22 protein-coding genes and 1 riboswitch are annotated in these 24,647 nt (G+C 44.6%); of the genes, 12 read left to right on the top strand and 10 right to left on the bottom strand.

The genetic code is table 11. The features are described 5' to 3' along the window. Nucleotides 1–12 precede the first annotated feature (12 nt). The 3 genes from cysN (at nt 13) to cysC (ending at nt 3,877) form a co-directional block, all read left to right on the top strand. On the top strand, nt 13–1,443 hold the full coding sequence (gene cysN, locus OCV24_RS01675) for a sulfate adenylyltransferase subunit CysN (RefSeq protein WP_150878802.1): 1,431 nt from the start codon (nt 13–15) through the stop codon (nt 1,441–1,443). Between the two features lie 64 nt (nt 1,444–1,507). Continuing rightward, a complete protein-coding gene (locus OCV24_RS01680; protein ID WP_046224463.1) occupies nt 1,508–3,232 on the top strand; it encodes an SLC13 family permease in 1,725 nt (574 codons plus the stop codon). 24 nt (nt 3,233–3,256) lie between these two features. Further along, nucleotides 3,257–3,877 (top strand): adenylyl-sulfate kinase, encoded by a 621-nt coding sequence (gene cysC, locus OCV24_RS01685; RefSeq protein WP_017055354.1) that lies wholly within the window; start codon nt 3,257–3,259, stop codon nt 3,875–3,877. A gap of 111 nt (nt 3,878–3,988) precedes the next feature. Here the strand turns inward: cysC and OCV24_RS01690 are convergent, their stop codons facing one another. The 7 genes from OCV24_RS01690 to OCV24_RS01720 all read right to left on the bottom strand — a co-directional run bounded on the left by OCV24_RS01690 (nt 3,989) and on the right by OCV24_RS01720 (nt 9,523). Next, entirely contained in the window at nt 3,989–4,897 is a 909-nt protein-coding gene (locus OCV24_RS01690; RefSeq protein WP_046224461.1) for a TIGR03899 family protein, read from the bottom strand. 350 nt (nt 4,898–5,247) lie between these two features. Continuing rightward, nucleotides 5,248–5,763, bottom strand: coding sequence for a DUF3299 domain-containing protein (locus OCV24_RS01695; protein WP_137032467.1), 516 nt, complete (start codon nt 5,761–5,763; stop codon nt 5,248–5,250). Nucleotides 5,764–5,776: 13 nt separating this feature from the next. Next, the gene (locus OCV24_RS01700; protein ID WP_150878804.1) at nt 5,777–7,036 is read right to left on the bottom strand and encodes an ABC transporter permease; all 1,260 of its coding nucleotides are present in this window, start codon (nt 7,034–7,036) and stop codon (nt 5,777–5,779) included. Next, the gene (locus OCV24_RS01705) at nt 7,033–7,749 is read right to left on the bottom strand and encodes an ABC transporter ATP-binding protein (RefSeq protein WP_150878806.1); all 717 of its coding nucleotides are present in this window, start codon (nt 7,747–7,749) and stop codon (nt 7,033–7,035) included. The genes OCV24_RS01700 and OCV24_RS01705 overlap by 4 nt, the downstream gene beginning before the upstream one ends. 139 nt (nt 7,750–7,888) lie before the next feature. After that, nucleotides 7,889–8,548, bottom strand: a complete 660-nt coding sequence (gene zrgA, locus OCV24_RS01710; RefSeq protein WP_150878808.1) for a zinc uptake protein ZrgA — start codon at nt 8,546–8,548, stop codon at nt 7,889–7,891. 41 nt (nt 8,549–8,589) lie between these two features. Beyond that, complete coding sequence (locus OCV24_RS01715; protein ID WP_150878810.1) at nt 8,590–8,880, bottom strand: DUF2607 domain-containing protein; 291 nt, start codon at nt 8,878–8,880, stop codon at nt 8,590–8,592. 91 nt (nt 8,881–8,971) lie between these two features. Beyond that, entirely contained in the window at nt 8,972–9,523 is a 552-nt protein-coding gene (locus tag OCV24_RS01720) for a YtfJ family protein (protein ID WP_102506540.1), read from the bottom strand. A gap of 251 nt (nt 9,524–9,774) precedes the next feature. On the opposite strand from OCV24_RS01720, the gene OCV24_RS01725 reads away from it, so the two are divergent. Then, nucleotides 9,775–9,975: a DUF1107 family protein gene (locus OCV24_RS01725; RefSeq protein WP_017055346.1), complete on the top strand. Its 201-nt coding sequence runs from the start codon at nt 9,775–9,777 to the stop codon at nt 9,973–9,975. Nucleotides 9,976–10,082: 107 nt separating this feature from the next. Here the strand turns inward: OCV24_RS01725 and msrA are convergent, their stop codons facing one another. Then, nucleotides 10,083–10,712, bottom strand: a complete 630-nt coding sequence (gene msrA, locus OCV24_RS01730; protein WP_102506539.1) for a peptide-methionine (S)-S-oxide reductase MsrA — start codon at nt 10,710–10,712, stop codon at nt 10,083–10,085. 196 nt (nt 10,713–10,908) lie between these two features. Between msrA and tamA the strand changes: the two genes are divergently transcribed. The 3 genes from tamA to OCV24_RS01745 are packed head-to-tail and all read left to right on the top strand — an operon-like array spanning nt 10,909 to nt 16,784. Beyond that, nucleotides 10,909–12,621 carry an autotransporter assembly complex protein TamA gene (tamA, locus tag OCV24_RS01735; protein ID WP_136998063.1) on the top strand — a complete coding sequence of 571 codons (1,713 nt, stop codon included), beginning with the start codon at nt 10,909–10,911 and terminating at the stop codon, nt 12,619–12,621. Further along, nucleotides 12,618–16,376, top strand: a complete 3,759-nt coding sequence (tamB, locus tag OCV24_RS01740) for an autotransporter assembly complex protein TamB (RefSeq protein ID WP_150878812.1) — start codon at nt 12,618–12,620, stop codon at nt 16,374–16,376. The genes tamA and tamB overlap by 4 nt, the downstream gene beginning before the upstream one ends. Nucleotides 16,377–16,427: 51 nt before the next feature. Continuing rightward, nucleotides 16,428–16,784 (top strand): gamma-glutamylcyclotransferase family protein, encoded by a 357-nt coding sequence (locus OCV24_RS01745; RefSeq protein WP_136979334.1) that lies wholly within the window; start codon nt 16,428–16,430, stop codon nt 16,782–16,784. 261 nt (nt 16,785–17,045) lie between these two features. On the opposite strand, the gene fbp is transcribed toward OCV24_RS01745, so the two are convergent. Then, on the bottom strand, nt 17,046–18,056 hold the full coding sequence (gene fbp / locus OCV24_RS01750) for a class 1 fructose-bisphosphatase (RefSeq protein WP_017055341.1): 1,011 nt from the start codon (nt 18,054–18,056) through the stop codon (nt 17,046–17,048). Between the two features lie 269 nt (nt 18,057–18,325). Here fbp and mpl point away from each other — a divergent pair, with 269 nt between their 5' ends. The 5 genes from mpl (at nt 18,326) to thiQ (ending at nt 23,984) form a co-directional block, all read left to right on the top strand. Next, nucleotides 18,326–19,684, top strand: coding sequence for a UDP-N-acetylmuramate:L-alanyl-gamma-D-glutamyl-meso-diaminopimelate ligase (gene mpl, locus OCV24_RS01755; RefSeq protein ID WP_017055339.1), 1,359 nt, complete (start codon nt 18,326–18,328; stop codon nt 19,682–19,684). A gap of 37 nt (nt 19,685–19,721) precedes the next feature. Beyond that, nucleotides 19,722–20,345, top strand: a complete 624-nt coding sequence (locus tag OCV24_RS01760; protein ID WP_017055338.1) for a flavin prenyltransferase UbiX — start codon at nt 19,722–19,724, stop codon at nt 20,343–20,345. Between the two features lie 43 nt (nt 20,346–20,388). Next, a riboswitch (TPP riboswitch) is annotated at nt 20,389–20,508 on the top strand. Nucleotides 20,509–20,561: 53 nt separating this feature from the next. Next, nucleotides 20,562–21,554: a thiamine ABC transporter substrate binding subunit gene (gene thiB / locus OCV24_RS01765; protein ID WP_046224451.1), complete on the top strand. Its 993-nt coding sequence runs from the start codon at nt 20,562–20,564 to the stop codon at nt 21,552–21,554. A 112-nt stretch (nt 21,555–21,666) separates the two neighbouring features. Next, nucleotides 21,667–23,280 (top strand): thiamine/thiamine pyrophosphate ABC transporter permease ThiP, encoded by a 1,614-nt coding sequence (gene thiP / locus OCV24_RS01770; RefSeq protein WP_167514274.1) that lies wholly within the window; start codon nt 21,667–21,669, stop codon nt 23,278–23,280. Continuing rightward, complete coding sequence (gene thiQ / locus OCV24_RS01775) at nt 23,280–23,984, top strand: thiamine ABC transporter ATP-binding protein (protein WP_060468682.1); 705 nt, start codon at nt 23,280–23,282, stop codon at nt 23,982–23,984. Before thiP ends, thiQ begins: the two co-directional genes overlap by 1 nt. Nucleotides 23,985–24,093: 109 nt before the next feature. Here thiQ and yjgA read toward each other — a convergent pair whose 3' ends face one another. Continuing rightward, nucleotides 24,094–24,618 (bottom strand): ribosome biogenesis factor YjgA, encoded by a 525-nt coding sequence (gene yjgA / locus OCV24_RS01780; RefSeq protein WP_010435062.1) that lies wholly within the window; start codon nt 24,616–24,618, stop codon nt 24,094–24,096. Nucleotides 24,619–24,647 lie beyond the last annotated feature (29 nt).

The raw sequence follows: 24,647 nt of genomic DNA on the forward strand, positions 1-24,647 counted from the left end.
AAGGAAAGAAAAATGAATAGTGCAGTAGAAGCCGAATTGGCTGAACTAGGAATTGAAGGTTATCTAAGTCAGCATCAGCATAAATCTATGCTTAGATTTTTAACTTGTGGCTCAGTAGATGACGGTAAAAGTACCTTAATCGGTCGCTTACTCCATGATACAAAACAGATTTATGAAGATCAGCTAGCCGCGGTTCACTCAGATAGCCAACGAGTGGGCACCACTGGTGAGAAGCCTGACTTGGCACTGCTTGTTGATGGCTTGCAGGCTGAACGTGAGCAAGGCATCACGATCGATGTCGCTTACCGCTACTTTTCGACGCAAAAACGTAAATTCATTATTGCTGATACCCCAGGGCATGAGCAGTATACGCGCAACATGGCAACAGGCGCTTCAACGTGTGATCTGGCAGTGATCTTGATTGATGCTCGTAAGGGCGTGCTGGATCAAACACGTCGTCACTCGTTTATTTCTAACCTGCTTGGTTTGAAGCATTTCATCGTTGCAGTGAACAAGATGGATCTGGTGGATTATTCGCAAGATCGTTTTGAAGATATTCGCGATCAATATCTAGAGTTTGCTGAAAACCTAGAAGGCGAAACCAATATCCAGATCTTGCCGGTTTCGGCGCTTGAAGGCATTAACGTAGCAACGTCAAATAAAGAGCTCGCATGGTTCGAAGGTCCGTCTCTATTAGAAGTGTTAGAGAACGTCGATATTGATAAAAAGCGTTCTGCAGGTGAGTTCCGTTTCCCTGTGCAATATGTGAACCGTCCTAACTTAGACTTCCGTGGCTTTGCTGGCACTGTCGCCTCTGGTCGTGTGAGTGTCGGTGATGAAATCAAGGCTCTGCCGTCAGGTAAAAGCTCTAAGGTTGCACGTATTGTTACCTTTGATGGTGACTTGGAATCTGCGCAAGCGGGCTTAGCAGTCACGCTGACACTTGAAGATGAGATCGACATCAGTCGTGGTGATTTGATTGTGTTGGAAAACGCTCAAATTGAATCAACTAACCACGTATTAGCCGATATCGTGTGGATGACAGAACAACCACTGCAACCGGGTAAAGCTTACGACATTAAAATCGCAGGCAAGAAAACCGTCGGTCAGGTTGAAACGGTTCGTCACCAATACGACATCAACAACCTGTCGACTCACGAAGTTGACGAGTTACCGCTGAATGGTATTGGCTTGTGTGAGTGGTCACTGAACGAGACTATTGCGTTGGATAAATATCGTGAAAGTGCTGATACCGGAGGCTTCATCGTTATTGATCGTCTGACTAACGTGACGGTTGGTGCTGGTTTGATTCGAGACCGTTTGGGCTCAGTTGAACAGCAAGCTGGTCACTTCTCTGCATTTGAACTTGAGTTTAACGCATTGGTTCGCAAACATTTCCCTCATTGGGATGCCAAAGATTTAAGCCAACTACTGAAGTCATAACGACCAAGTCATCGCTTATTGAATCAGGCGGAAACCCATCGTTTCCGCCATAAAGGACGGGTATATGTGGCAACAAGGATTTGTATTAGCGATTTTGCTTGGCATCATTACTTGCCTACTCGTAACCCGTATTAAGCCGAGCTTTATCTTTGCTGGTGCGGCGTTTATTGCTTTTATGGCAGGACTGATTGACTTGTCGAGCCTGGCTAATAACTTCACTAACTCCTCGTTACTGACTTTAATTCTTCTGATCCTCGCATCAAGTGCGTTGGAGAAAACTCGCTTAATCAGCTGGGTTAGCCGAAATATATCTGAAGGTCGGCTAGGTACAGTAGTCGCGAAGTTGGGTATTTCCACCGCGTTACTTTCATCTTTTACCAATAACACGGCAGTCGTTGTTTCTCTGATCGGTGCGATTAAACGTAATCAGCAACATGCGCCTTCCCAATTGCTTATCCCGTTGTCATACGCTGCCATATTAGGTGGCACGCTGACATTGATCGGCACTTCAACCAACTTGATCATTAATAGCTTTGTTGAAGATGCGGGATTACCGAGCCTGAATTTTTTCACACCCACCCTAATTGGCTTGGCAGTCTTGGTCGGTGGTGTGTTGATCCTTATTCCTCTAAGCTACTTTCTACCCAGTTACGATGACGGATCTCAAGATGATCTGCCTTACTTCTTAGAAGCCAGAGTTGAACCGGGCTCACCGTTAGTTGGCCGCAGTGTTAGTGAGAACAACCTAAGAGCACTGAGAAAACTCTTCTTAGCGGAAGTGATTCGAGACGGTAAAACCACCGCGTCTATTGACCCTAATTTTATTCTTCAAGCTCGTGATCGATTACTGTTTTGTGGCGACGTCGAGAGCGTAGCGACACTGCAAGAAATCCAAGGGCTGACTCTGTTTGGTCAACATCACCTTAATGGCCAGAGCTTTGTTGAAGTTGTGGTGAGCTCTTCGGCCAGCTTCTGTAACAAAACCCTGAAAACCAGTCAGTTTAGAGACCGTTTCGATGCGGTTGTCGTGGCTATTCGTCGTGGCCATGAGCGCCTTGAAGGTGGCCTTGGCAACATCACTTTAACGGCTGGTGATACCTTGATTTTGGTTCCCGGAAAACGTTTTGAAGAGCAGCGTCAGCAACACAACAAAGAGTTTGTGTTGATGAATGACCTAGATTCGAGTGCCAAGCTTGATGCTGATAAGTCGACGTTAGTTCTATTTGGCTTCGCCAGTGTAATTGGCCTAGCACTTGCTGACGTACTACCTATTATTAAAGGCTTAGCTGTCTTTCTTTTATTGCTGGTGGCCTTTGGAGTGGTACAGCTTGGTGAACTTCGCCGACGTTTTCCCGTTGATATTGTGGTGATTGTTGGTTCAGCGCTGTCGATTGCTCAACTGATGATTTCATCGGGTCTGTCTGAACGTATGGGGCTGATGTTTATGGAAGCCTTTAATGGTTGGGGCGTGTTTGGTGCGTTAGTCGCGACTTACTTTATGACGTTGGTGTTGACTGAACTGGTGACCAATAATGCGGCCGCAGCACTCTCGTTTCCTATTGGTTACAGCATGGCTGTTGGCTATGGTGTCGACCCAATGCCGTTCATTATGGCGGTTTTGTTTGGAGCGAGTGCCAGTTTTATTTCGCCATACGGCTACCAAACCAATTTGCTAGTTTATAGCGTAGGTAATTACCACCTCACGGATTATCTGCGCATCGGCATTCCAATCTCGATTGTCTATTCGGGTTTGGTCTTGACCTTAATTCCTTACTTTTTCCCATTTTAATGCTCTTTATTTAAAGGACTCATTATGACCGCAGTACTCAAGCCAAAAGATGAGAATGTTGTGTGGCACCAACACTCGATTAATAAAACATTCCGTTCTGATTTGAAATCACAAAAGCCCGCCGTGCTCTGGTTCACGGGGTTGTCTGGTTCTGGAAAGTCGACAGTCGCAGGGGCACTAGAGAATCGTTTGGCACAGCTTGGTTACCATACTTATTTGTTGGATGGCGATAATGTTCGTCATGGGCTATGTAGTGACCTTGGTTTCTCTGAGCAAGATCGCCGAGAGAATATCCGTCGTATTGGTGAGCTCGCTAAATTGATGGCAGATGCAGGTTTGATCGTGTTGTCAGCGTTTATTTCGCCACATCAAGCGGAAAGACAGTTAGTGCGTGATTTATTGCCGGAAGGTGAGTTTCTTGAGGTGTTTGTAAATACGCCACTTGAGGTGTGTGAGCAGCGTGACCCCAAAGGGCTGTATAAGAAAGCGCGCGCTGGAGAAATCCCTAATTTCACTGGCATTAGCTCAGCTTACGAGGCGCCGCAGAGTCCTGAGATAGATCTACCCGCGGGAGAGAAAACACTCGATGAGTTAGTAGAATTGTGTATTGACGCTTTAGAGAAGCGCAACATTTTAGCCAATTGAGTTGAGTGGTATGACTGAGACTACGCTTACTTAGCCATGTATTGAATGTCCCTTTCAGTAACGTAGTCTTGGTTGTGTCGAGACTGCAAGCCTATCTCTTCAATCATATTGCTAAACAGTGTAGTTTACGGTGCTTTTCGTTTCTGTCTGTACCGTGAATTTTTGGCTCAACAGAGTAATCAGTTGGTCGTAGTACTGCATGTTGGGTTTGTTGCCAAGTAAGGTACACAGCTCATTGCCTGTTGGACTAAATCGGTAGTAAACCAGCTTAACCCCTTTTGATATAGGTGCCAGTGACATGCTCTTACCTTGGTAAGCCAAGTGTAACGCTGGATCGAAATCAATTTCACCAGACTCTAATTCAGTACCTAGAATGATACCGATCTCAATTAAGTGAAGCAGGCTAGAGTAGGGCAGATTGTGTCCACCTAGGTTGATAGTGTTGGTGGAGTCTCTTTTACCAAAGCTGAATATTCCTGCATGGGATTTAAAACCAAGTAATAGTTTCCTGCTGTTATCACTGCCAAAACTGCAGCCCAGTGAAGCTGCTCTTTGCAGAGTTAATGCTTCTTTTGGGGTCATGTCTTGCAATATTTTCAGCGCCTTCATCGAGGTTGAGCCTGGATTGGTAACTTCTCTTTTTAACACCTGAGCCCAGAGTCTTTGCATCGATGTATTATGGATCTCTTGCGCCATATCGAAAAAACGGTATAGCCAGTCCTGATCCGGGTCTCCCGCGGCTTCATCCTTACAGGAAGAGTGCGCCAATTTGAGAATCTGCTCTAGATTCTTTTGACGCAGCTCCTTACGTTTTTTCTCACGCAATAGGGCTCGTTCGATAAGCGTGCTCTCAGCTTTACCGTTTGGTTTTACACTATGACTGATTAAGGAATCTAAGCCGAAGGTTTGTGCTATATGCAGCATTCTGCTTGCACTGTCGGCAATATGAGGCTTTTTATCATGCTTATGCTGTGTATCACTTGCATGCTCAATAATTACTGGTTGTTTGGTTTCAGACATAAAAGTACCGTAGGAGACGATTTAACTGCCTAAAATGTAACTCTTTATCTTATTAGTGGCTAGATTTTGCGTGCAGAGTTGAAGACTTCAACAAAATTTTACTTTTGATAATGATAATAAAATGTTAAATTTGTTGTAATTATCAAGGGGGATTTATGAATCAAGTTAATGATAATAAGCTGAAGAAAAAGCTTGGCATAGGGGTATTACTCGTTACTTATGTTGGTTTTCTAGCTTACATGTCTAATTACATCGTATAATTTAGATGAAAGCTCTAGTTATTAAACTGTTATTGAATAATATCACTTGTTCGGTGACGGTAGCTCATCCTTGAGCCACCCCTCTAATGGCTACATATCGTCATACTCTTCAATCGCTGTGCCTTCAATAAGATAACCTGTTTGAGCTAAGTCGTGGCTTATTGACTCTGTTTTCAGCGTACCTACTAAATAGATCACATCCCATAATTGTTGTATTGGTGCTCCTTGTGGAAACTTTACGTAGATAATTTGGTTTGGCGGCGGTGGTGGCACGTGGATACATGCGCCAAAGTAAGGCACCAGCAGAAACTCTGTGATCATGTTCTCATCACCTTCTAGTGGAATCACAAAACCAGGAATTTTCACTTTGCTGCCATTCAGTTCCGGACGAACTGCGCCCAGTGTCGATTGTTGAGGTTTGTCCATACTGTCGTGGTTAACTGTCGGCATGCCGAACGAATCCAACTGAGCACGTTCTGATTCCGGAATCAAATCAATCCAATCCAGAGTTAATACCGATTCGTCAGTCGGCGCGGTTTCAGCGTGAGCTGTGCTGATCAATGGGAACAAAAGTAGTCCAAGTATCAGTAGAAGTTTGCGTTGCATCATAGGTTCCTAATTAGATTCGAATGGTCATGCCATCTGCCAATGATTGACGGTATGCACGGAAAGCGGGAATAAAGCCGATGATGACTCCTGCGGTTTGTACCAACATAAGCAGTTTCCACTCATGAGGTGTGATTGCGGATATCGATATGTTGATACCATAACTTTGTTGCACAATAGGAGCAACTACTGCGATCAAGGCAAACAACACGGCAACACCCAATGTGATACCGAGGAAGGTCAGGGCACTGGCTTCACTGATCAGTAAACCAAACACATGACGAGGCCTTGCTCCCATCGCGCGCAGAATGGCCATCTCTCGACGTCTTTCTTGCAAGCTAGTGAGTAGACTACTCAGCATCCCTAACAGTCCCGCGATTACAACAAACCCTGAAACAATCAGTAGTGCTTGTTCTGCTACTGCCATCATTCCCCATAATTCGTGAAGCGCAATGCCTGGCATAATGGCGCTCAAAGGTTCTTGGCGGTAGTTATTGATTTCTCGTTGCAGTGCAAAGGTTTGGATCTTCGATTTAAGGCCAACCATCATCGCGGTAATCTGCTTTGGTTGGAAGTCACGTTGCTTTAGCGCTTCAGCATTCGGTGTGTGCCCGAGGTTAGCCCCCGATTCCCAACCAACGTGAATCGCTTCAATGGCCTCTAACGAAACATGCACCGTTTTATCTACTGGTGTGCCGGTTGGCGCGAGTATTCCGACAATGGTGAAGGGCAGGTTGTCGTGGCGACTGAAGGCGACATCACTGATACCGTGCGCCAGAATGATGTGATCACCAATCTTGTAATCTAACTTCTTCGCGACATCGGCACCAATCACCACATCAAATAGCTGATTGAACTCTTGTCCTTGCTGGAAAGTGAGTGGTTGCTTACTTCCATAGCGATAGTTTTCAAAGTAGCTATGGTTAGTACCCATCACGCGGAAGCCTTTATGCGAATCTCCCAATGAGATGGGTATCGCCCACTTTACAGCGTTGTGTTGGCTAAATTCTTGGTAGCTTTTCCAATCGATATTGTTGGTCGCATTGCCGATTCTAAATACAGAATAAAGCAGAAGGTTTACCTGACCAGAGCGGCCACCGACGATAAGGTCAGTACCTGAAATTGTATTAGCAAAGCTGCTCTTGGCTTCGGTTCTCACACGCTCTACACCGAGCAAGAGAATGACGGACACGGCCACGGTGAGAATGGTTAGAATAGCGGTGGCTTTACGGTTGAGTACGCTTTTTAAGGCTAAGTGAGTAATGACTTTCATACGACAACCATAGCTTGGTTAATGGTTTTTAAATCTATGGTTCGAGTGAACAGTTTTTCTAGTGTTGGATCATGACTCACAAAGATCAGAGTTGAACCTGCCTGATCGGCTTGCTCTAGCAACAGTTCGATAAAAGCAGCTCGGTTGTCGTGATCCAAAGCGGATGTCGGTTCATCGGCAATGATGATCTTTGGTTGTCCGATTAAGGCACGAGCTGCCGCGACACGTTGCTGTTGACCAATACTCAACTCAGTAACGGGCTTGTCCATTAAGGTTTGAGGTAGTTTTAGTCTTAACAATAAAGCTTGAGCGGTGGCTTGCTGGCTGTTCTTACTTTCCGTGACTTGCTGCTTGCGAATCGTTGAGAACTGGCAAGGAAGTGTCACGTTGTCGATCACTGACAGGTAAGGGAGCAGGTTAAATTGTTGGAATATATAACCAATATGGTCGGCTCTGAATTTGTCTCTTTGGCGAGGTGTCAATTGAGTAAGATCTTGGCCTAAGATAGAGACTACACCTTGCTCTGCTTGGTTGATTCCGGTCAGTAGCCCTAACAATGTTGATTTTCCGCAACCACTAGGCCCTTTAATGAAAAGGTGCTCTTTTGATTGAATTTGTAGAGAGGGGATTTCTAGCGTTGCCGGTAATTCAGGCTTCCAACGAAAGCTGATATTTTCGAGTTTGACCACAAGTGATGAACTGTCAAAAGACATATTAGCTCCAATAATTAAAGCGGTGTCTCTACTGGACAGTTATTAGAATAATAAATTCCCAGAGCACACCGATTTGTACAGCCAAGTAAGTGAATACTTACTTGGCTGCTTATCTACGTTTAATTCAATCTAATGCTAATTAGAATCGAAAACTAATACGATCTGCGTTAAGTACTTCTTGAATTTGAGCACTGTCAGTTAGCAGGTTCACAGTCATTGATTTTGTGTTGCTGAACTTAGAGAACCACTGAGTATTCACGGTATCCAGTTTTTCAATGTCAGAACATTGGTAGTGGTACTCGACAGTGAACTCACCGTGGCCGCCTTCTGAGTGGTCATGGCCTTCGTGGTCATCATGCTCGTGTTCTGCGTGGTCATGGCCTTTGTGGTTGTCATGATCGTGTTCTGCGTGGTCATGGCCTTCGTGGTCGTCATGATCGTGTTCTGCGTGGTCATGGCCTTTGTGGTCATCATGCTCGTCTTCCAAGGTGTTCGTCACTGACTTGAACTTCAGAGTACAGCTTGCATTTGTGAAACCAAATAGCTCTTCTGGCTTGTTTAATTGCGCAATCGCTTGTTCAAATACTTTCTTCTGCTCAGCCGTTTCTGGAGCATGTTCAAAGCCAACCACATCAGCGCCGGGTGCTGTCACTTCAACAAGTAGCTCTTGTCCATCTTGAGCGATGTTCACTTCAACTTTACCGTGCACGTGTGTTTCGTGAGAGCGGAATTCTTCGTTAGCTAGAACATTAGTAGAGACAGTCATGCCGATAACAACGGCTAAAATAGTAGGTTTCATGTTTTTTTCCTGAATAAAGGTTAATTAAAAAGTAGTGGTAATTAAGCAACCTTTACAGGAGGTGAACGTGCTAAATAGGCAAAATACAGGCGCTGTAACGAAATGACAGACTCTGTGATAGCGACAGTAAATTCCGAATGGAACTCTGGGATCTGTGGAAGTGAGTGCCCTGTGATGAATTGATTTATCGAAAACAGCTCACAATGGTGTGAAGTGTGGTGTTCTGGTGAGATATCCACGATGTGTGTCGCGGCTAACACGCTTAACATAAGCATCAGCCCAAGCAAGAAGCCTGTTTTACGTTTCACATTGTTAGGTGTGTTTTTCCACATCAGGATGATTAACCACAGAAATTAAAAAAGGATACTGTTATAATATAACAATATCCTTTGGTCAGGTCTCGAAAAAGACGCGAATATCTGATTAAAGACTCGCTTTAATCAACTCAATGACTTGAGTGACTTCTGATTCGTTTAATGCCCCTTCTTTTACAAACAAGATTTTACCTTGCTTGTCTTGAACGATAATCGCTGAGCTTTCTTCTTTCAGAGCCCATGAAGACGCGACTGCGCCGTCTTCATCTAACACCATAGAAGACCATGGAAACTCTTCTTTGCTGCTTTCGGCAGACGATTTAACAAAAGACCCAGTCCCCCAAATCGCATCATCTTGATTGATAATGGTCGTGGTTTGGTAGCTGTCTTCTGAGAACTTCGATGCGGTAATAGCTGCCATTAATGGGGCGTTGAGCTCTTTAGAGCTGCTGCGGCCAGCAATAGCTTGAACGACGCGAACTTTACCTAGGAGATTGCTGGTTGCCCAAGCTTGATAGGCGGTATTGCCGTCGTTTATAACAATTTCACCATAGTTGCTAACATCGACAGCTGGTAGAGTTTCACCTACAGATAGATTGTGAGCATTGGCGAAGAGTGGAGAGGCTGCGGCTAAAAAAGCCAGTAGAATTTTGTTTTTCATTATATTTTTGTTCCGCTTATTGGTTTGCATTGGAAGTATAATATGAAATTTGAAAAATGCCTCTTTAACTTTTTATCCTACGGCATTGAAATAAGTTGCACACTTGTTGCCAAAAGGTATAATGCATTGATAGCAAGTTAAATAATAGATTATCTTGCTGTTTGCTAACGGATTTAGCGATTAAATGTGCTTTGAACTAGGATATGTTCAGGTGCCTGACTGTAGTACTCAAATGGAATTGAGGTTGTATTATGTTAAGAGAATTTTCGACTTATCGCCCACATCAGGTGGCGCGTTTCGTTAAAGTCCTGTTCAAAGGCCAGTTTGCCATCGAAGGTATCGGAGAGTTTCGCTTCGACCAAGGCAAGGTGCTTCTTCCTGAAGTGTCAGACAAGCAAAAGCTCACCATTTTTAAAGAAGTTAACGGCACGATTGCTGCTCTGCCGGTATAACCGACCTTTATTTATTGAGCTTCAAATAGACCAACAACAAAAAAGGGTTTCCGAATGGAAGCCCTTTTTTAATGAGTATCGTTTTCGTTTATTACCCGAACTGAAAGTTATTGTGGAGGAAAGCAAACCCCTGTTCCGCCCAACCCACAATAGCCATTAGGGTTTTTGGCTAGGTATTGCTGGTGGTAGGTTTCTGCAAAAAAATATTTTCCTGCCGGTAGAACTTCCGTTGTGATCTCGTTGCCTAAAGATTCAGTCATTGCTCTTTGATATTCTTGCTTAGAGTGCTCAGCAATAGTTTGTTGTTCTTCGCTGAAGGTGTAGATTGCGGAGCGGTATTGAGTCCCCAAGTCGTTGCCTTGGCGCATGCCTTGAGTTGGGTCATGACGCTCCCAAAAGGTCTTTAGTATTTGAGCTAAAGAGGTTTGTTTGCTGTCAAAAATCACACGAACCACTTCGGTATGGCCAGTTTGCCCTGAGCATACTTGTTCATAGGTTGGATTGACTGTGTATCCACCTGAGTAACCAACTGAGGTAGAGACAACCCCTTGCAATTGCCAAAACAAACGCTCAGCTCCCCAGAAGCATCCCATACCAAGCAGGACTTCTTGTTGAGAACCAGTAGGGGAATCTAGCAAGTCGGTCTGATTGACGAAATGGCGCTCAGTGATTCGGATTGGGTCAGCATTTCCCGGTAATGCGGTTGCTGCGGAAACCAGAGGTTGTGTGTTTAGCATGTTATATTCCTTCTTGCATACGTTTACCGCGTTGGTTTTTATGAACGGTAGGCTGATATTAACGGTTGGTTAATATTGACTAAGTCTTCAAATTAGACCGTGTTATGACTGGATTTATTACAGACTCAGTGCCCTTTTAACGGTATGATTTATTTTCACTCATTTACGTACTGATAACTTCTTCAACCAATTAAACATGATAAGAATAACTTTACCAGTTCTGATTGGCACTCTACTGTCCTCGACACTCGCTTACGCTGATGTATCCCTTAGAATTGAAGGGGTTAAAGGTGCGCTTGAAGACAATGTGGATGCTTATTTAAGTGCCATTCCCGAAGATGAGTATTCAGTTTCGCTTAGGTTCCAATCACGCTTGGAATCCATGATTCAAGAAGCGCTTAATGCTTTGGGCTATTACCAACCTAGTATTACATTCTCTCGAGCTGAAGATGATTCTGAGCTTATTGTGTCTGTTGAACCGGGCGAGCCTGTTCTAATTTATACATCTGATATCGTGCTCAGCGGAGAAGCAAAAGATGATCCCGACTTTTTGGCTTTAGTGGCAAAAAGTAACTTGTCTAAAGGCTCGGTTCTCAATCATGGTAATTACGATTCGTTAAAGTCTTCAGTGCGTAACCTTGGCTTGGCGAAAGGTTACTTTGATGGAACTTATGAAGTGAGTAAACTCGAAGTCGCCCCGGAACTTAATCGTGCATATGTTCGATTGCATTACAACAGTGGTATTCGCTACCACTTTGGTGAAACGAAGGTGACTGGTAGCCAGATCGAGGAAGATAAAGTTCAATCTCTTAAGCCTTTTAAAGATGGAGATGCTTACTCGATTACTAAAGTCGGCGAGTATAACCAAAACCTGTCCAATACGGATTGGTTCTCTTCTGTGTTTGTTGAACCTGATTTAAGTCAATTGGGCGAAGGCCGTGAAATTCCGATGAAGGTGAGCCTTGCTCCACAATCGCGTAACCAAATCGAAACGGGTATCGGTGTATCAACCGACCTTGGTGTAAAAGGCACTCTCAAATGGAAGAAACCGTGGGTTAACGCCAGTGGTCACAGTTTCAATAGTAGTCTGTCAATTTCTAAGCCTGAGCAGACTATAACCGCGACTTATAAAATCCCGCTAGATGATGTTCTTAATGATTATTATCAAGTTAAGTACGGAATGAAGAATTTAGATAACCGTGACACTAAGAGTTTGGAGTCAAACTTAGCGTTAGAAAGATATTGGCGTCTTGATAATGGCTGGCAGCGCACTGTGTTTATTCGATATTTGCTCGAAAACTATGAGCAAGGTCTGCAAGATGACTTAGCGCAATTCGTGTTGCCGGGCATCTCTTTCTCAAGAACTCGAACTCGTGGTGGCTCGATGCCAATGTGGGGCGATAAACAAACCATCATGGTTGAAGCTGCAGATGACACCTTGTTGTCTGAAACTCGAGTGGTGCGTTTTCAGGGACAAACGGCATGGATTCGCAGCATTGGTGACAATCACCGAGGCTTAACTCAGCTTCAATTCGGCGGTAACTTTGCCGATGAATTTGATAAGTTGTCTCCCTCACTAAGGTTCTTTGCCGGTGGTGACAATAGTATTCGTGGTTATGGTTATGAATCTATCTCTCCTCGTGATGAAAGTGGCGCACTAACGGGGGCAAAATACATTGCCACCAGCTCATTTGAATACCAATACAGATTGGTTGGTAATTGGTGGGGAGCAGCCTTCTACGATATTGGTGATGCATTCAATGATAAACCTGAATGGAAACATGGTACTGGTGTGGGTGTTCGCTGGGCGTCGCCTGTTGGTCCTGTGAGTTTAGATTTTGCTTGGGGACTAGATGCGAAGAAAGGCGATGAGTTCCAACTGCACTTTAGTTTAGGGCCAGAATTATGATCAAAGTTATGGGCAAATGCATTAAGTGGACGTCGATTTCTTTGACGTCTATTTTGCTGTTGTTGATAGCCCTACTCGGTTTTGTTTTGTTCACCAATCCAGGGCTGAACACAGTGTTGTGGGGCGCTGAAAAAGCATTGCCACAACTTGAAGTGGAAAGCACCAAAGGAGCACTGTTCCCAAGTTTTACGCTTAATAATGTGAAGTTTAAAGATGATAGCCTTCATATTGATACCAAAGTTAGAAAACTGGTATTGGCTATTAATCCTCGCTGTGTACTCGACCCTAAGTTGTGTGTCGACCGTTTAACGATTCAAGGTTTAGACTTCGCATTTACTGAATTACCTCCTGCCTCTACAGAAGAAACAGAACCGGCTCCGCCAGTGACATCGGTGAAAACACCTTTACCTATAGTGATCAATCGCGTCGCTTTGTCTGATATTAAACTGAATATCTTGGGTCATGAAATCGAATGGAGCTTGTTCTCAACAGCTCTAAGCATGCAGGGTGAAAAGCTGACGGTATCGCCAACCTTATTCAATGATCTGAAAGTTCAACTTGCTGAATCGGAGGAAGAAACGCAAGCAGAAGCGGTCGAGCCAGGATCAACCGCTAAAACAGCGATCGAGCTGCCTGAAGTCTGGATTCCTTTACAGGTTGTGCTGGAGCGTTTTGACCTAAACCGTTTTACTTTAGAGCAAGAAACTCCAATTATCGTCAACCACCTTGGCCTCGAAGCTAAGGCAGGCAAACATACGGTCGATGTTTCAACTTTAGAACTCGATATGCCACAAGCAAGCGCTAATCTTGCAGCAAAGGTTGAGCTGAAAGAAGGTTACCCGTTAGATCTTTCTTTGGAGGCGTTGGTTAAAGAAACCGATCTAGCAGGCCAGAAATTATCACTGAAAGCACAAGGGAGTGTGGCCAAGCTAAACCTAGATTCCCAGTTTTCTGAATTGATTGAGGCAAAGTTGTCTGGGGATATTCAACCCTTAGAGCCGACTCTGCCATTTGATCTTCTTTTAGAGGGCGGGCAAGCGCAGTGGCCCCTTACCGGAAAAAGCGATTACCAAGCGACAATTGAGCAATTCAAAGCCGATGGTTCACTAGATGGTTTCAATGTTCTACTTAAAGGTGAAGCCGATGGTAAGGAGATTCCTGAGTTAGCCATCGATCTACAGGGCAAAGGCACGACGGAACAGATTGAGCTCGAGCGTCTTAAGCTGAACACGTTAGGCGGTGAACTTAAAGGTGTCGTTAAAGCGAACTGGAAAAATCTCGTTAACTGGCAAGCTGATGTAACACTCAAAGATGTTCAACCGGGTCTGCAGTGGCCTGAAGCCGAGGGCAACATTAGCGGAAGCATCGTCACCTCGGGTGAGTTGACGGAAGCGGGCGGCTGGGCGATTGAACTGCCTAAATTGGATATTGAAGGGATCTTGCGAGAGTATCCTCTGGATATCGAAGGCCAGTTGTCGGCGTCGGATCGCAGTGCGAGCGGTGAACCTAAACTGAAGACCAGTGGTTTGAGTTTGGCTCACGGTGTTAACTCAATTAAGGCTTTGGGTCAGCTTGATCAGCAATGGGACATGGGCGTTGAAATTTACGTCCCTGATCTTCTAAAAAGTATCCCCGAGTTGAAAGGTCGAGCGATCGGTAACATCCAACTGAGCGGCCCAACGAAAGAACCGAAGGTCGATCTTGCTGTAAATGTCGATAAGGTTGATTGGAATAGCGAGGCAACACTTGAGTCATTGTCGCTCAATGGCTCTGTGGTTCCCCTACCATTACCTGAAGCTCAAGCTGATCTTGTATTAACAGCCAAGAACTTAACCTATCAAGAGCAAAGCGTTGAAAGCATCGACTTAACGGTGAGTGGCGGTGAGAAGAAGCATACGGTAACACTTGATGTGATATCTGACATCGTGTCGACAAGCTTAGCGATTTCTGGTGAATTGATTCAAAAGCCTTCTATTATTTGGGATGGATCGCTAGACAGAGTCAAAATCAGCACTCAGCAAGGGCCCTGGGTGTTAGATCAACCTGTCGCAATTAAGGCGAATGTTGATAAGCAGTTTACCGATGTTCAAGCACACTGTTGGAATCAATCGGGTTCGAGTGTGTGTCTGGATGAAGACGTTCGTGTTGGAAAATCGGGTGAGGCGAAATTGGCGATCAACCAATTCAACTTCGAACAGATTAAAGCTTTTGTGCCTAAAGAGACGCAACTACAGGGCTTAGTGAATGCGACCGCTCATGCTAAATGGTCGGAGCAAGGTGAGCCTGAGGTGATGGTCAGTGTCGATATGCCGAAAGGTCAGGTTGTGCAACAAGTCGGAGAGCCCATCACACTAGGTTGGGAAAGCGTTGCATTGAATGCTCAACTGAAAGACAACAAACTGGATGCCTACTTTAAGTTGGATGTTTCCGACAATGGTGACCTGTCTGGCACGGTGTCGTTGCCGAATATTCTTGCCGAAGACAAAATGGTCGATGCTGCAATTAAGCTGACCACGTTCCATCTTGATTTCTTACAACCAATTCTCGGTGAATACAGCTTATTGAAGGCCGACCTTGAGAGTGATTTAAAAGTAAAAGGCTCTTTGATGCATCCTCAAGTCTTTGGTCAGTTCTCTGTTGATGGTATTCAAGTTAAAGGTGATGTAACGCCTATTGATGTTCAAGATGGCCGTATCGACCTCGACTTTGATGGTTATAGTGCAAAACTGGATGCAAATGTTGAAACGCCTGATGGTCATCTTGATATAGAGGGGAATGGGGATTGGCAAGATCTTAAAGCATGGCACTCTAACGTTAGAGTCTTCGCTGATGAGTTGATGGTCGATATTCCACCGATGGTTAAGGTTAAGGTTGTGCCTGATATGACCATTGATGTCACCCCAGAATTGGCAAAAATCACTGGTGATATTGCATTACCATGGGGACGCATTGTTGTCGAAGACTTACCACCGTCTGCCGTTGGCGTCTCTTCTGATCAAGTTATCTTGAATAAAGACCTTGAGCCGGAAAGCGAAGACACGATCCCATTTGATGTGATGACCAATATTAATATCTCTATCGGTGATGACTTTAAACTTTCTGCGTTCGGCCTAGAAGGCGGTTTAGTCGGTAAGCTTAATGTCGCTCAAAAAGACCAAGGGCCGTTTATCACAGGTGAAGTAAACATTGTGGGTGGTACTTACCGATCATTCGGACAAGACCTGTTGATCAAAGAGGGTAAAATTTTGATGAATGGACCGCCAGATCAACCATATGTAGCGATAAATGCAATACGTAATCCGGATAATACTCAGGATGACGTGATCGCAGGGATTCGAGTGACGGGCCCAGCGGCAGAGCCAGCCATCGAGATTTATTCTGATCCTGCCATGCCGCAAGCCAACGCGCTGTCTTATATTTTGCGTGGTCAAGATATAGATGGAGAGTCGAATGGTTCGATGACGACTACCTTAATTGGCTTGAGTTTGGCGAAAAGCGGTAAGGTTGTTGGCGAAATCGGTGAGGCATTTGGTGTACAAGATTTACAACTGGACACTGCCGGTTCAGGTGATGACTCTCAAGTAACAGTCAGTGGCTACATTCTGCCTGGCTTGCAGGTGAAGTATGGTGTCGGTATTTTTAACTCTTTAGGTGAGTTTACCGTTCGTTACCGATTAATGCAGGACCTTTATGTTGAAGCGGTATCTGGCCTAGACAGTGCCGTTGACCTGTTATATCAGTTTGAATTCGAGTAGCGGCTTTGTGAGTTCGTCGATGTGCAAATGTGAATAGGCTATGGAGTGTATATGCGACATCTTGTTTTTGTATATGGCACTTTGAGACAAGGCCAGTCCAATCACCACTATGTGCAGGGTTGCGAGTTGTTGGGGCGCTTTGATACTCCTAAGGAATTTGCTCTGTTCGATTTAGGTGCGTATCCAGCTCTAACTTGTGGAAGTAAAAGTGTTGCTGGCGAAGTCTATGTCATTAACGATGAAGTTCTAGCCTCGCTTGACCAGCTAGAAGATGTTCCTGTTGAGTATCGTCGCGAGCAAATAGAGACTATATTTGGATTAGCGTGGGTATATTTGTATCAACTTGAGCTAACAGCTAATAAAGAAATACTTTCGGGTGACTGGTGTAATACCAATCGTAGTAAATAACTGTTCACCCTAGCTTGTTAAAAATCTCGATAACGTCGTTAGACTTTTTGATTGTAGAATAACTACTTATCGAAACTATTTATTGAAAAGAGCAGCCTTGTTCTCAATCTTTTTTCTTGCGCTATTTTTGATCACTTACTTACTGTGATTGGTATAAGTGGAACAACCCGTAGTCGCTCTATATTCTAAATATCCAACAAAAAGCCAGCATTCACATGCTGGCTTTTTTAATGACGTTATTTTGAGAAGTAAACGAGAGGTTTAGTCTCGGTTAAGCTCAAGAAACTCTTCTACTTTTCTCACCATGTTCTTTGAACCTACAAAGAATGGTACACGTTGGTGTAATTCTGTTGGCTTGATGTCCATGATGCGCTGTGCACCATCAGAAGCGATACCGCCAGCTTGCTCCATAATGAAGGCAATAGGGTTACACTCATAAAGTAGGCGTAGCTTACCTTGAGGGTGGCTTTCTGTGCTTGGGTATAAGTATATACCGCCTTTAAGTAGGTTACGGTGGAAATCAGAAACCAAAGAGCCGATGTAACGTGACGTGTATGGACGGTTATCACTAGGCTCACTTTCTTGACAGTATTTGATGTATTTTTTCACACCTGTAGGGAAGCGGATGTAGTTTCCTTCGTTGATAGAGTAGATCTTACCTTCGTCTGGAATCATCATATTTTCATGAGATAGACAGAATGTACCCAGTGATGGGTCATAGGTAAAACCATTTACACCTGCCCCTGTTGTATACACCAACATGGTTGAAGAGCCGTAAATCACGTAACCAGCGGCTACTTGTTTGTGGCCAGGTTGTAGAAAATCTTCCTGTGTTGGTGGGGTACCAATCGGTGATACTCGACGGTAGATAGAGAAAATTGTACCAACCGAGACATTCACATCGATGTTTGAAGAGCCATCGAGTGGATCCATCAAAACAACGTATTTTGCGTTTTTATTGAGCTCTTTATTGAAGGCTACCGCTTCGTCTTCTTCTTCACTTGCTACACCACAAACTTGGTCACGAGCTTCAAGAGCCGCTTTAAATTTATCGTTCGCGTAAAGGTCTAGCTTCTGTTGCTCTTCACCTTGAACGTTGTCTGTACCAACAGCGCCAGTAATGTCGACAAGACCTGCTTTGTTGATTTCTCGGTTAACAATTTTTGCAGCAAGGCGAATTGATGACAAAAGGGATGATAGATCACCACTTGCATGGGGGAAGTCACTTTGTTTTTCAACAATGAACTCACCAAGGGTGCGCATCTCAGACATGTTATTTCCTTAAACTTCTCTGAATATTAGGGGGGATTTGAGCACTGTAGAACTTGCCTCTTGTGTGGGCTTTATTCATCTAGACACTTACCTAAATTCTACGGCTTAGATCTTTTTAATGGTAATGAACTAAGCGACACAGATCTCACTTACTATGTCGACTTCATTTGTTTTGCATTGCTACTCGCTTTTAATTGCCACTTCATGATAATGAGTGCAGTAGTTTGATTTAGACATGGTTCATTTAGCCAAGCGTTTGGAAGCAATTTATGCATATTCATATCTTAGGAGTTTGTGGCACCTTCATGGGTGGTGCTGCAGTACTAGCTCGTCAATTAGGGCACAAGGTTACAGGTAGTGACGCGAATGTTTACCCTCCAATGAGTACTTTGTTGGAATCTCAAGGGATTGAAATTATTGAAGGGTTCGATCCTAGCCAGTTAGAGCCAAGGCCGGATCTCGTGGTGATCGGCAATGCAATGAGCCGTGGTAATCCGTGCGTTGAGTATGTCTTGAATAACAACCTTAGATACACATCAGGCCCACAGTGGTTGCAAGAGTTCTTACTGCATGACCGTTGGGTTCTGGCGGTATCAGGCACGCATGGCAAGACCACAACATCCAGCATGCTGGCTTGGATCTTGGAAGACTGTGGCTATGCGCCGGGCTTTTTAGTTGGCGGTGTGTTGGGTAACTTTGGTATCTCTGCTCGTCTTGGTGAAAGTATGTTCTTCGTGGTGGAAGCCGACGAATATGACAGTGCTTTTTTCGATAAACGATCTAAGTTCGTTCATTATCACCCAAGAACTTTAGTCATGAATAACTTAGAGTTCGATCATGCCGATATCTTCGATGATCTTGAAGCGATCAAGCGTCAGTTTCATCATTTAGTGCGTACAGTGCCAAGCAACGGCCGCATTTTTTCACCGAAGCAAGACATCGCGATCCAAGATGTTCTAGCTCGCGGTTGCTGGAGTGAGACGGAATCGAGTGGTGAACTCGGTGATTGGGATACCAAGAAGCGGGTTAAAGACGGCTCTAAATTTGAGGTGTACTTCCAAGGCGAATGTATTGGAACCGTCGACTGGGATTTGGTTGGTGATCATAACGTAAGTAATGCCTTGATGGCGATTGCGGCGGCAAGACATGTGGGTGTGACACCTGACCTTGCTTGTGAATCGCTAGCTACCTTTATTAATACTAAGCGTCGTTTGGAGTTTAAAGGCGAGGTCGCAGGTGTCTCTATTTATGATGATTTTGCTCATCATCCAACGGCAATTGAACTTACGCTCGGTGGTTTACGTAATAAGGTCGACACGAAAAAAATCATTGCCGTTCTAGAGCCTCGCTCTGCCACCATGAAGCGTGGTGTGCACAAAGAAACCTTGGCTGATTCGCTCAAACAGGCGGATTCTACCTACTTATTCCAACCGGATAACATTGATTGGTCAGTACAAGATGTTGCCGATGCGTGCCATCAACCCGCCCATGTAAGTGATGACATGGATGCATTCGTTGCTAGAATTGTCTCAGAGGCACAAGTGGGTGACCAAATCTTGGTAATGAGTAACGGTGGCTTTGGTGGTATTCATCAAAAGCTGTTGGATGGATTGGCACTCAAAGCTTAACTGATTCACGGCTTTATAATTTGAAGTAATTGAGAACATGACAAAACACGATAAAGCGATAACTCTTGCTTTCACTGGCGCATCTGGTGCGCCTTATGGACTGCGTTTACTTGAATGCCTTTTGGCGGCCGATTATCAGGTCTATTTGATGATATCGTCGGCAGCGCGAGTAGTCTTAGCGACCGAGCATGAACTTAAGTTACCTGCTGGACCGGAAGCGGCGAAACAAGCCTTGGTTAAGCATCTAGGCTGCGACCCAGAAAAGTTGATGGTGTGTGGCAAAGATGATTGGTTCTCACCGGTTGCATCTGGTTCTGCTGCGCCGAAGCAGATGGTGGTATGTCCATGTTCTGCGGGAAGTTTGGCGTCAATTGCTCATGGTTTATCGGATAACCTGATTGAACGAGCTGCAGATGTCGTCATGAAAGAGCGAGGCCAACTGTTGTTGGTGGTGCGTGAAACACCATTTTCGACTCTGCACCTAGAGAACATGCACAAACTCTCAACCATGGGCGTGACAATCATGCCTGCCGCTCCAGGTTTTTATCACCAACCTAAGTCGATTGAAGATCTGGTTGATTTTATGGTGGCGCGCATTTTGGATCATCTTGGTATTGATCAAGGTTTAGTGCCACGTTGGGGGTACGATCAACGTAATTAATCCAAACTTGATAGCTTATTGTTAAAGTTCGAATTACAATTCTGAACACTCATCGGGGAGCTGACCATTCAAATAATGAATGCGAGCTGAGATCAAGCAGGCGCTTGGGACCCGTAAACCTGAACCAGATAATGCTGGCGTAGGAATTGAGTTAGGAACAACCTCTACCGTTCTCCTCCCTCAAACCTGTGCCGCTCAGACCATGGAGAGCGTCCAGTGAAATTCACATTAACTACCCTTGCTGTTACTACAGCGATCTCTTTTTCTGCCTTTGCTGCAGATAACACTTTGACCGTATACACCTATGATTCTTTTGCAGCGGATTGGGGCCCTCGTCCTGCCGTAGAGAAAGCATTCGAAGAGAAGTGTGGCTGTGATGTGAATTTTGTCGCGCTAGAAGATGGTGTGTCGATTCTGAACCGCTTGCGTCTTGAAGGCGGCAACAGCAAAGCCGATATCTTGCTAGGTCTCGACAACAACCTGATGGCTGAAGCGAAAGCGACGGGATTATTGGCGGAACACAAGGTTGATACGTCATCAGTAACACTGCCTAATGGCTGGGATGACAAGACCTTTGTACCTTATGACTTTGGTTACTTTGCCTTTGTCTATAACACAGAGAAACTAGCAAACCCGCCTAAGAGCCTGAAAGAGTTGGTTGAGCAGCGTGATGATCTCAAGGTTATCTACCAAGATCCACGTACTTCAACACCTGGTCAAGGCATGATGCTATGGATGAAATCGGTTTACGGTGACGAAGCAACGACAGCTTGGAAGAAGCTGGCTCAAAAAACCGTGACGGTAACCAAAGGTTGGTCTGAAGCTTACTCTATGTTCCTAGAAGGTGAGTCTGACTTGGTTCTGTCTTACACTACGTCTCCGGCTTATCATATCATTGCAGAGAACGATTCTAAGTACGCAGCAGCGAGCTTTGAAGAAGGGCATTACACTCAAGTCGAAGTGGCCGCTAAGGTTAAAGGCAGCAACAACGAAAAGCTTGCTGATGAGTTTATGGCGTTTATCCTAAGTGATGAATTCCAATCGGCGATGCCGACAGGTAACTGGATGTACCCAGTAACGGGTGTCGAGCTACCAAAAGGCTTTGAGCAGTTAACAGTTCCACAGAAAGCACTGAGTTTTAGCTCTGAAGAGATCGCCGAGAAGCGTAAGCCTTGGATTCGTGAATGGCAGAGTGCGCTTACTTTTTAACTGACTATTTAAGAAAATGAGCTTTCTAACGTACTTTTAAAAACTAGCTTTCTGTATTTAAAGGTTCATTCGTTATGTTTGGAATGAACCATTTACGGTAAAAAATCAATTTATGATAAAGAAAACACCTAAGGTCGGGGTTTGGGTTGCGATACTCATTACCGCCTTCGTGGTTTCAGCAGTTGGGGCATTGCTTAGCAATGCCCCTTCTCTTGATATCAGCCAAGTATGGTCCGATCCTTACTATTGGCATGTAACGAAATTCAGTTTTTATCAGGCGACACTCTCAACTTTTCTGAGTGTTGGCTTTGCTATACCTATCGCTCACGCCCTGTGTCGTAGACAATTTTTTGGACGCGCTTTGTTGTTAAGGCTGTTCGCGTCGACCTTGGTTCTACCTGTGTTAGTTGGTGTCTTTGGCTTATTGGCGATTTACGGCAACAGTGGTTGGTTAGCTAAGTTTTTGGCAAACTTCGACATTGAGCTACCATTCTCGATTTATGGCTTGAATGGTATTTTGTTGGCGCACGTCTTCTTCAATTTACCTTATGCTAGTCGTTTGCTTTTACAAGCTTTAGATACTGTGCCTGCCGAGCAGCACAAGCTGTGTGCTCACTTGGGTATGAGTCATTGGAACAAATTCAGATGGGTTGAATGGCCACGTTTAAGGCAACAATTACCTCATGTGTGTGGCTTAGTCTTCATGCTGTGTTTTACCAGCTTTGCTACCGTGATGGCGCTAGGCGGTGGACCAAAATCAACCACTATCGAACTGGCCATCTATCAAGCGATTAAATTCGATTTTGACCTACAGGCTGGTGCGTTACTCGCGATATGGCAAATGCTGCTGTGTGGTGTATTAGCGGTGAGTATTCAGCGCCTGTCGAAACCTATTTCAGTGACGGCCAGTCAGTTGTCGGAAGAGAAATATTTGGTTAAGGACTGCTGGTGGTCAAAAGCTTGGGATAGCTTTTGGATCATAGTAGTCTCAATGCTGGTATTGCCGCCATTAGCCATGGTTATCGTCAGTGGTATTAACTCACAAGCACTGATTGTGCTCAGCAGCGAACCGTTTTGGGCTGCGTTAATGACCTCAGTTAAAGTTGCGTCCTTAGCAAGTGTTATTGCTGTCGGTATTGGTATTGCGATACTGCTGACCAGTCGTGCATGGCGTTTGCAGAATAAGAACTTTAGAGCCGATAAAATCGAGCTGATTGGTACCATTATCTTAGTGACACCAGGGTTAGTGATCAGTACGGGACTCTTCTTATTACTGCGTTCATTTACCGATGTATTTAGCTTAGCTTTCTTTATTGTGATTGCCGTGAATAGCTTAATGGCACTGCCTTATGTGATTAAAACCTTAGCCCAACCTATGTTGCATTTATCTCAACAGTATCAATACGTGTGTGCAAGCTTGGGAATGACAGGTTTCACTCGTTTTAGGCTGGTGGAGTGGCGCGCACTACGTAAACCAATGGCGCAAGCCTTTTCTATTAGCTTTATGCTGGCGATGGGGGACTTGAGTGCCATTGCCTTGTTTGGTAGCCAAGATTTTAGAACGCTGCCTTTGTATCTATTCCAATTGTTAGGCAGCTATCAAATGGAAGCTGCCGCGGTGGTTTCTGTGAGTTTACTGCTGCTGAGTGTGGGCAGTTTTAGCTTAATAGAATTTTTATTTACTCGAAGTTCAAAGCCCAATGCTAAAGAGTTAAGGAACCGATGATGTTAGTGATGAAAGAAGTGGATTACCACTATCACCAAGAGTTGTTTAGTTTTGATTTCCAAGCAGAACAGGGTGATATTGTTGCTTTGATGGGGCCAAGTGGTGCGGGTAAATCAACGCTACTCGCATTGGTTGCTGGGTTTATTGAGCCGACATCGGGTGAGATCTCGGTAGCAGGACAATCGCTGATTGGCAAAGAAGCGCATCAGCGTCCATTGGCGATGTTGTTCCAAGAACACAATCTATTTGCTCACCTCACGGTGCGTGAAAATATTGGCTTAGGCTTGCATCCGGGGTTAAAGCTTACTGCAACCCAAAAGCTCGATGTTGAGCAAGCCGCTGCACAGGTCGGTGTTGCAGAGTATTTAGATAGGCTGCCTGAACATTTATCTGGCGGCCAGCGTCAGCGTGTCGCACTGGCGCGTTGTTTTGTTCAACCACATGACATTTGGCTGCTTGATGAACCTTTTTCGGCGCTTGACCCTTTGCTTCGTGAGGAAATGCTTAACCTTGTTAGGCGATTAGCAGCAGAGCGAAGCATTACGGTGTTAATGGTGACTCACCATTTAGGGGATGCACGCAGTATTGCCAATAAGTTTGTATTTGTGGCATTAGGTAAAGTGTTGGTTGCAGACTCGATAGAGACACTGACGGCTGATCATCCACAGCAAGAGCTAAGCTCGTTTGTTAAAGCGGGTGAGTGACGATTCACCAATCTTGTTTAATATCTCTTGATATTGAGTACGTAGAAAGCAAAAAGACCTAGCATGCGCTAGGTCTTTTATTATCTTTATAAGTAAAGCGAGACGAGGATTAGTCGCCTAGCTTTAGCTCTTTTAAGATTTGAAAAATTTCACGAGAAGCTTTGGCTGGCTTGTTCGCTGATTTTTCTTTGTTAGCTTGGCGCGCTAGCTGACGAAGACGTTGACGGTCTGCTTCAGGGTACATCTCCATAACGTCTGAAATGGCAGTATCGCCTTCAGCTACAACACGGTCACGCAGTTGCTCAAGCTTATGTAGCTCAGCGGTTGCTTGTGAGTGCTTGTTACGTACTTTATCCAAAGCCGCTTGAATTGGCTCAGGATCGACACTACGCATTACTTTACCAATGTATTGAAGTTGACGACGCTTCGCTTCATTTTTAAAGCGTTGTGCATCTTTTATCGCTTGTGCCAAATCTTCAGACAGAGGAAACTTGTCTAATACAGAAGGCTTTAAACCAACAAGCTCTTCTCCCAGCTTTTGCAGGGCATCCATGTCGGTTTTCATTTCTGTCTTACTTACCCAGATGATTTCTTCTTCTGGTTCCCATGGGGCTTTTTGGTTTTTGCGAGCCATCTTTTCTGCCTATGTCACTATCTCAAACG

This window comes from Vibrio kanaloae (assembly GCF_024347535.1).
Lineage (GTDB): Bacteria > Pseudomonadota > Gammaproteobacteria > Enterobacterales > Vibrionaceae > Vibrio > Vibrio kanaloae.

What these genes read in the sequence shown, in the direction of transcription:
- cysN (WP_150878802.1), top strand. Translation starts at nt 13, where the DNA reads ATGAATAGTGCAGTAGAAGCCGAATTGGCTGAACTAGGAATTGAAGGT.
- OCV24_RS01680 (WP_046224463.1), top strand. Translation starts at nt 1,508, where the DNA reads ATGTGGCAACAAGGATTTGTATTAGCGATTTTGCTTGGCATCATTACT.
- cysC (WP_017055354.1), top strand. Translation starts at nt 3,257, where the DNA reads ATGACCGCAGTACTCAAGCCAAAAGATGAGAATGTTGTGTGGCACCAA.
- OCV24_RS01690 (WP_046224461.1), bottom strand. Translation starts at nt 4,897, where the DNA reads ATGTCTGAAACCAAACAACCAGTAATTATTGAGCATGCAAGTGATACA.
- OCV24_RS01695 (WP_137032467.1), bottom strand. Translation starts at nt 5,763, where the DNA reads ATGCAACGCAAACTTCTACTGATACTTGGACTACTTTTGTTCCCATTG.
- OCV24_RS01700 (WP_150878804.1), bottom strand. Translation starts at nt 7,036, where the DNA reads ATGAAAGTCATTACTCACTTAGCCTTAAAAAGCGTACTCAACCGTAAA.
- OCV24_RS01705 (WP_150878806.1), bottom strand. Translation starts at nt 7,749, where the DNA reads ATGTCTTTTGACAGTTCATCACTTGTGGTCAAACTCGAAAATATCAGC.
- zrgA (WP_150878808.1), bottom strand. Translation starts at nt 8,548, where the DNA reads ATGAAACCTACTATTTTAGCCGTTGTTATCGGCATGACTGTCTCTACT.
- OCV24_RS01715 (WP_150878810.1), bottom strand. Translation starts at nt 8,880, where the DNA reads ATGTGGAAAAACACACCTAACAATGTGAAACGTAAAACAGGCTTCTTG.
- OCV24_RS01720 (WP_102506540.1), bottom strand. Translation starts at nt 9,523, where the DNA reads ATGAAAAACAAAATTCTACTGGCTTTTTTAGCCGCAGCCTCTCCACTC.
- OCV24_RS01725 (WP_017055346.1), top strand. Translation starts at nt 9,775, where the DNA reads ATGTTAAGAGAATTTTCGACTTATCGCCCACATCAGGTGGCGCGTTTC.
- msrA (WP_102506539.1), bottom strand. Translation starts at nt 10,712, where the DNA reads ATGCTAAACACACAACCTCTGGTTTCCGCAGCAACCGCATTACCGGGA.
- tamA (WP_136998063.1), top strand. Translation starts at nt 10,909, where the DNA reads ATGATAAGAATAACTTTACCAGTTCTGATTGGCACTCTACTGTCCTCG.
- tamB (WP_150878812.1), top strand. Translation starts at nt 12,618, where the DNA reads ATGATCAAAGTTATGGGCAAATGCATTAAGTGGACGTCGATTTCTTTG.
- OCV24_RS01745 (WP_136979334.1), top strand. Translation starts at nt 16,428, where the DNA reads ATGCGACATCTTGTTTTTGTATATGGCACTTTGAGACAAGGCCAGTCC.
- fbp (WP_017055341.1), bottom strand. Translation starts at nt 18,056, where the DNA reads ATGTCTGAGATGCGCACCCTTGGTGAGTTCATTGTTGAAAAACAAAGT.
- mpl (WP_017055339.1), top strand. Translation starts at nt 18,326, where the DNA reads ATGCATATTCATATCTTAGGAGTTTGTGGCACCTTCATGGGTGGTGCT.
- OCV24_RS01760 (WP_017055338.1), top strand. Translation starts at nt 19,722, where the DNA reads ATGACAAAACACGATAAAGCGATAACTCTTGCTTTCACTGGCGCATCT.
- thiP (WP_167514274.1), top strand. Translation starts at nt 21,667, where the DNA reads ATGATAAAGAAAACACCTAAGGTCGGGGTTTGGGTTGCGATACTCATT.
- thiQ (WP_060468682.1), top strand. Translation starts at nt 23,280, where the DNA reads ATGTTAGTGATGAAAGAAGTGGATTACCACTATCACCAAGAGTTGTTT.
- yjgA (WP_010435062.1), bottom strand. Translation starts at nt 24,618, where the DNA reads ATGGCTCGCAAAAACCAAAAAGCCCCATGGGAACCAGAAGAAGAAATC.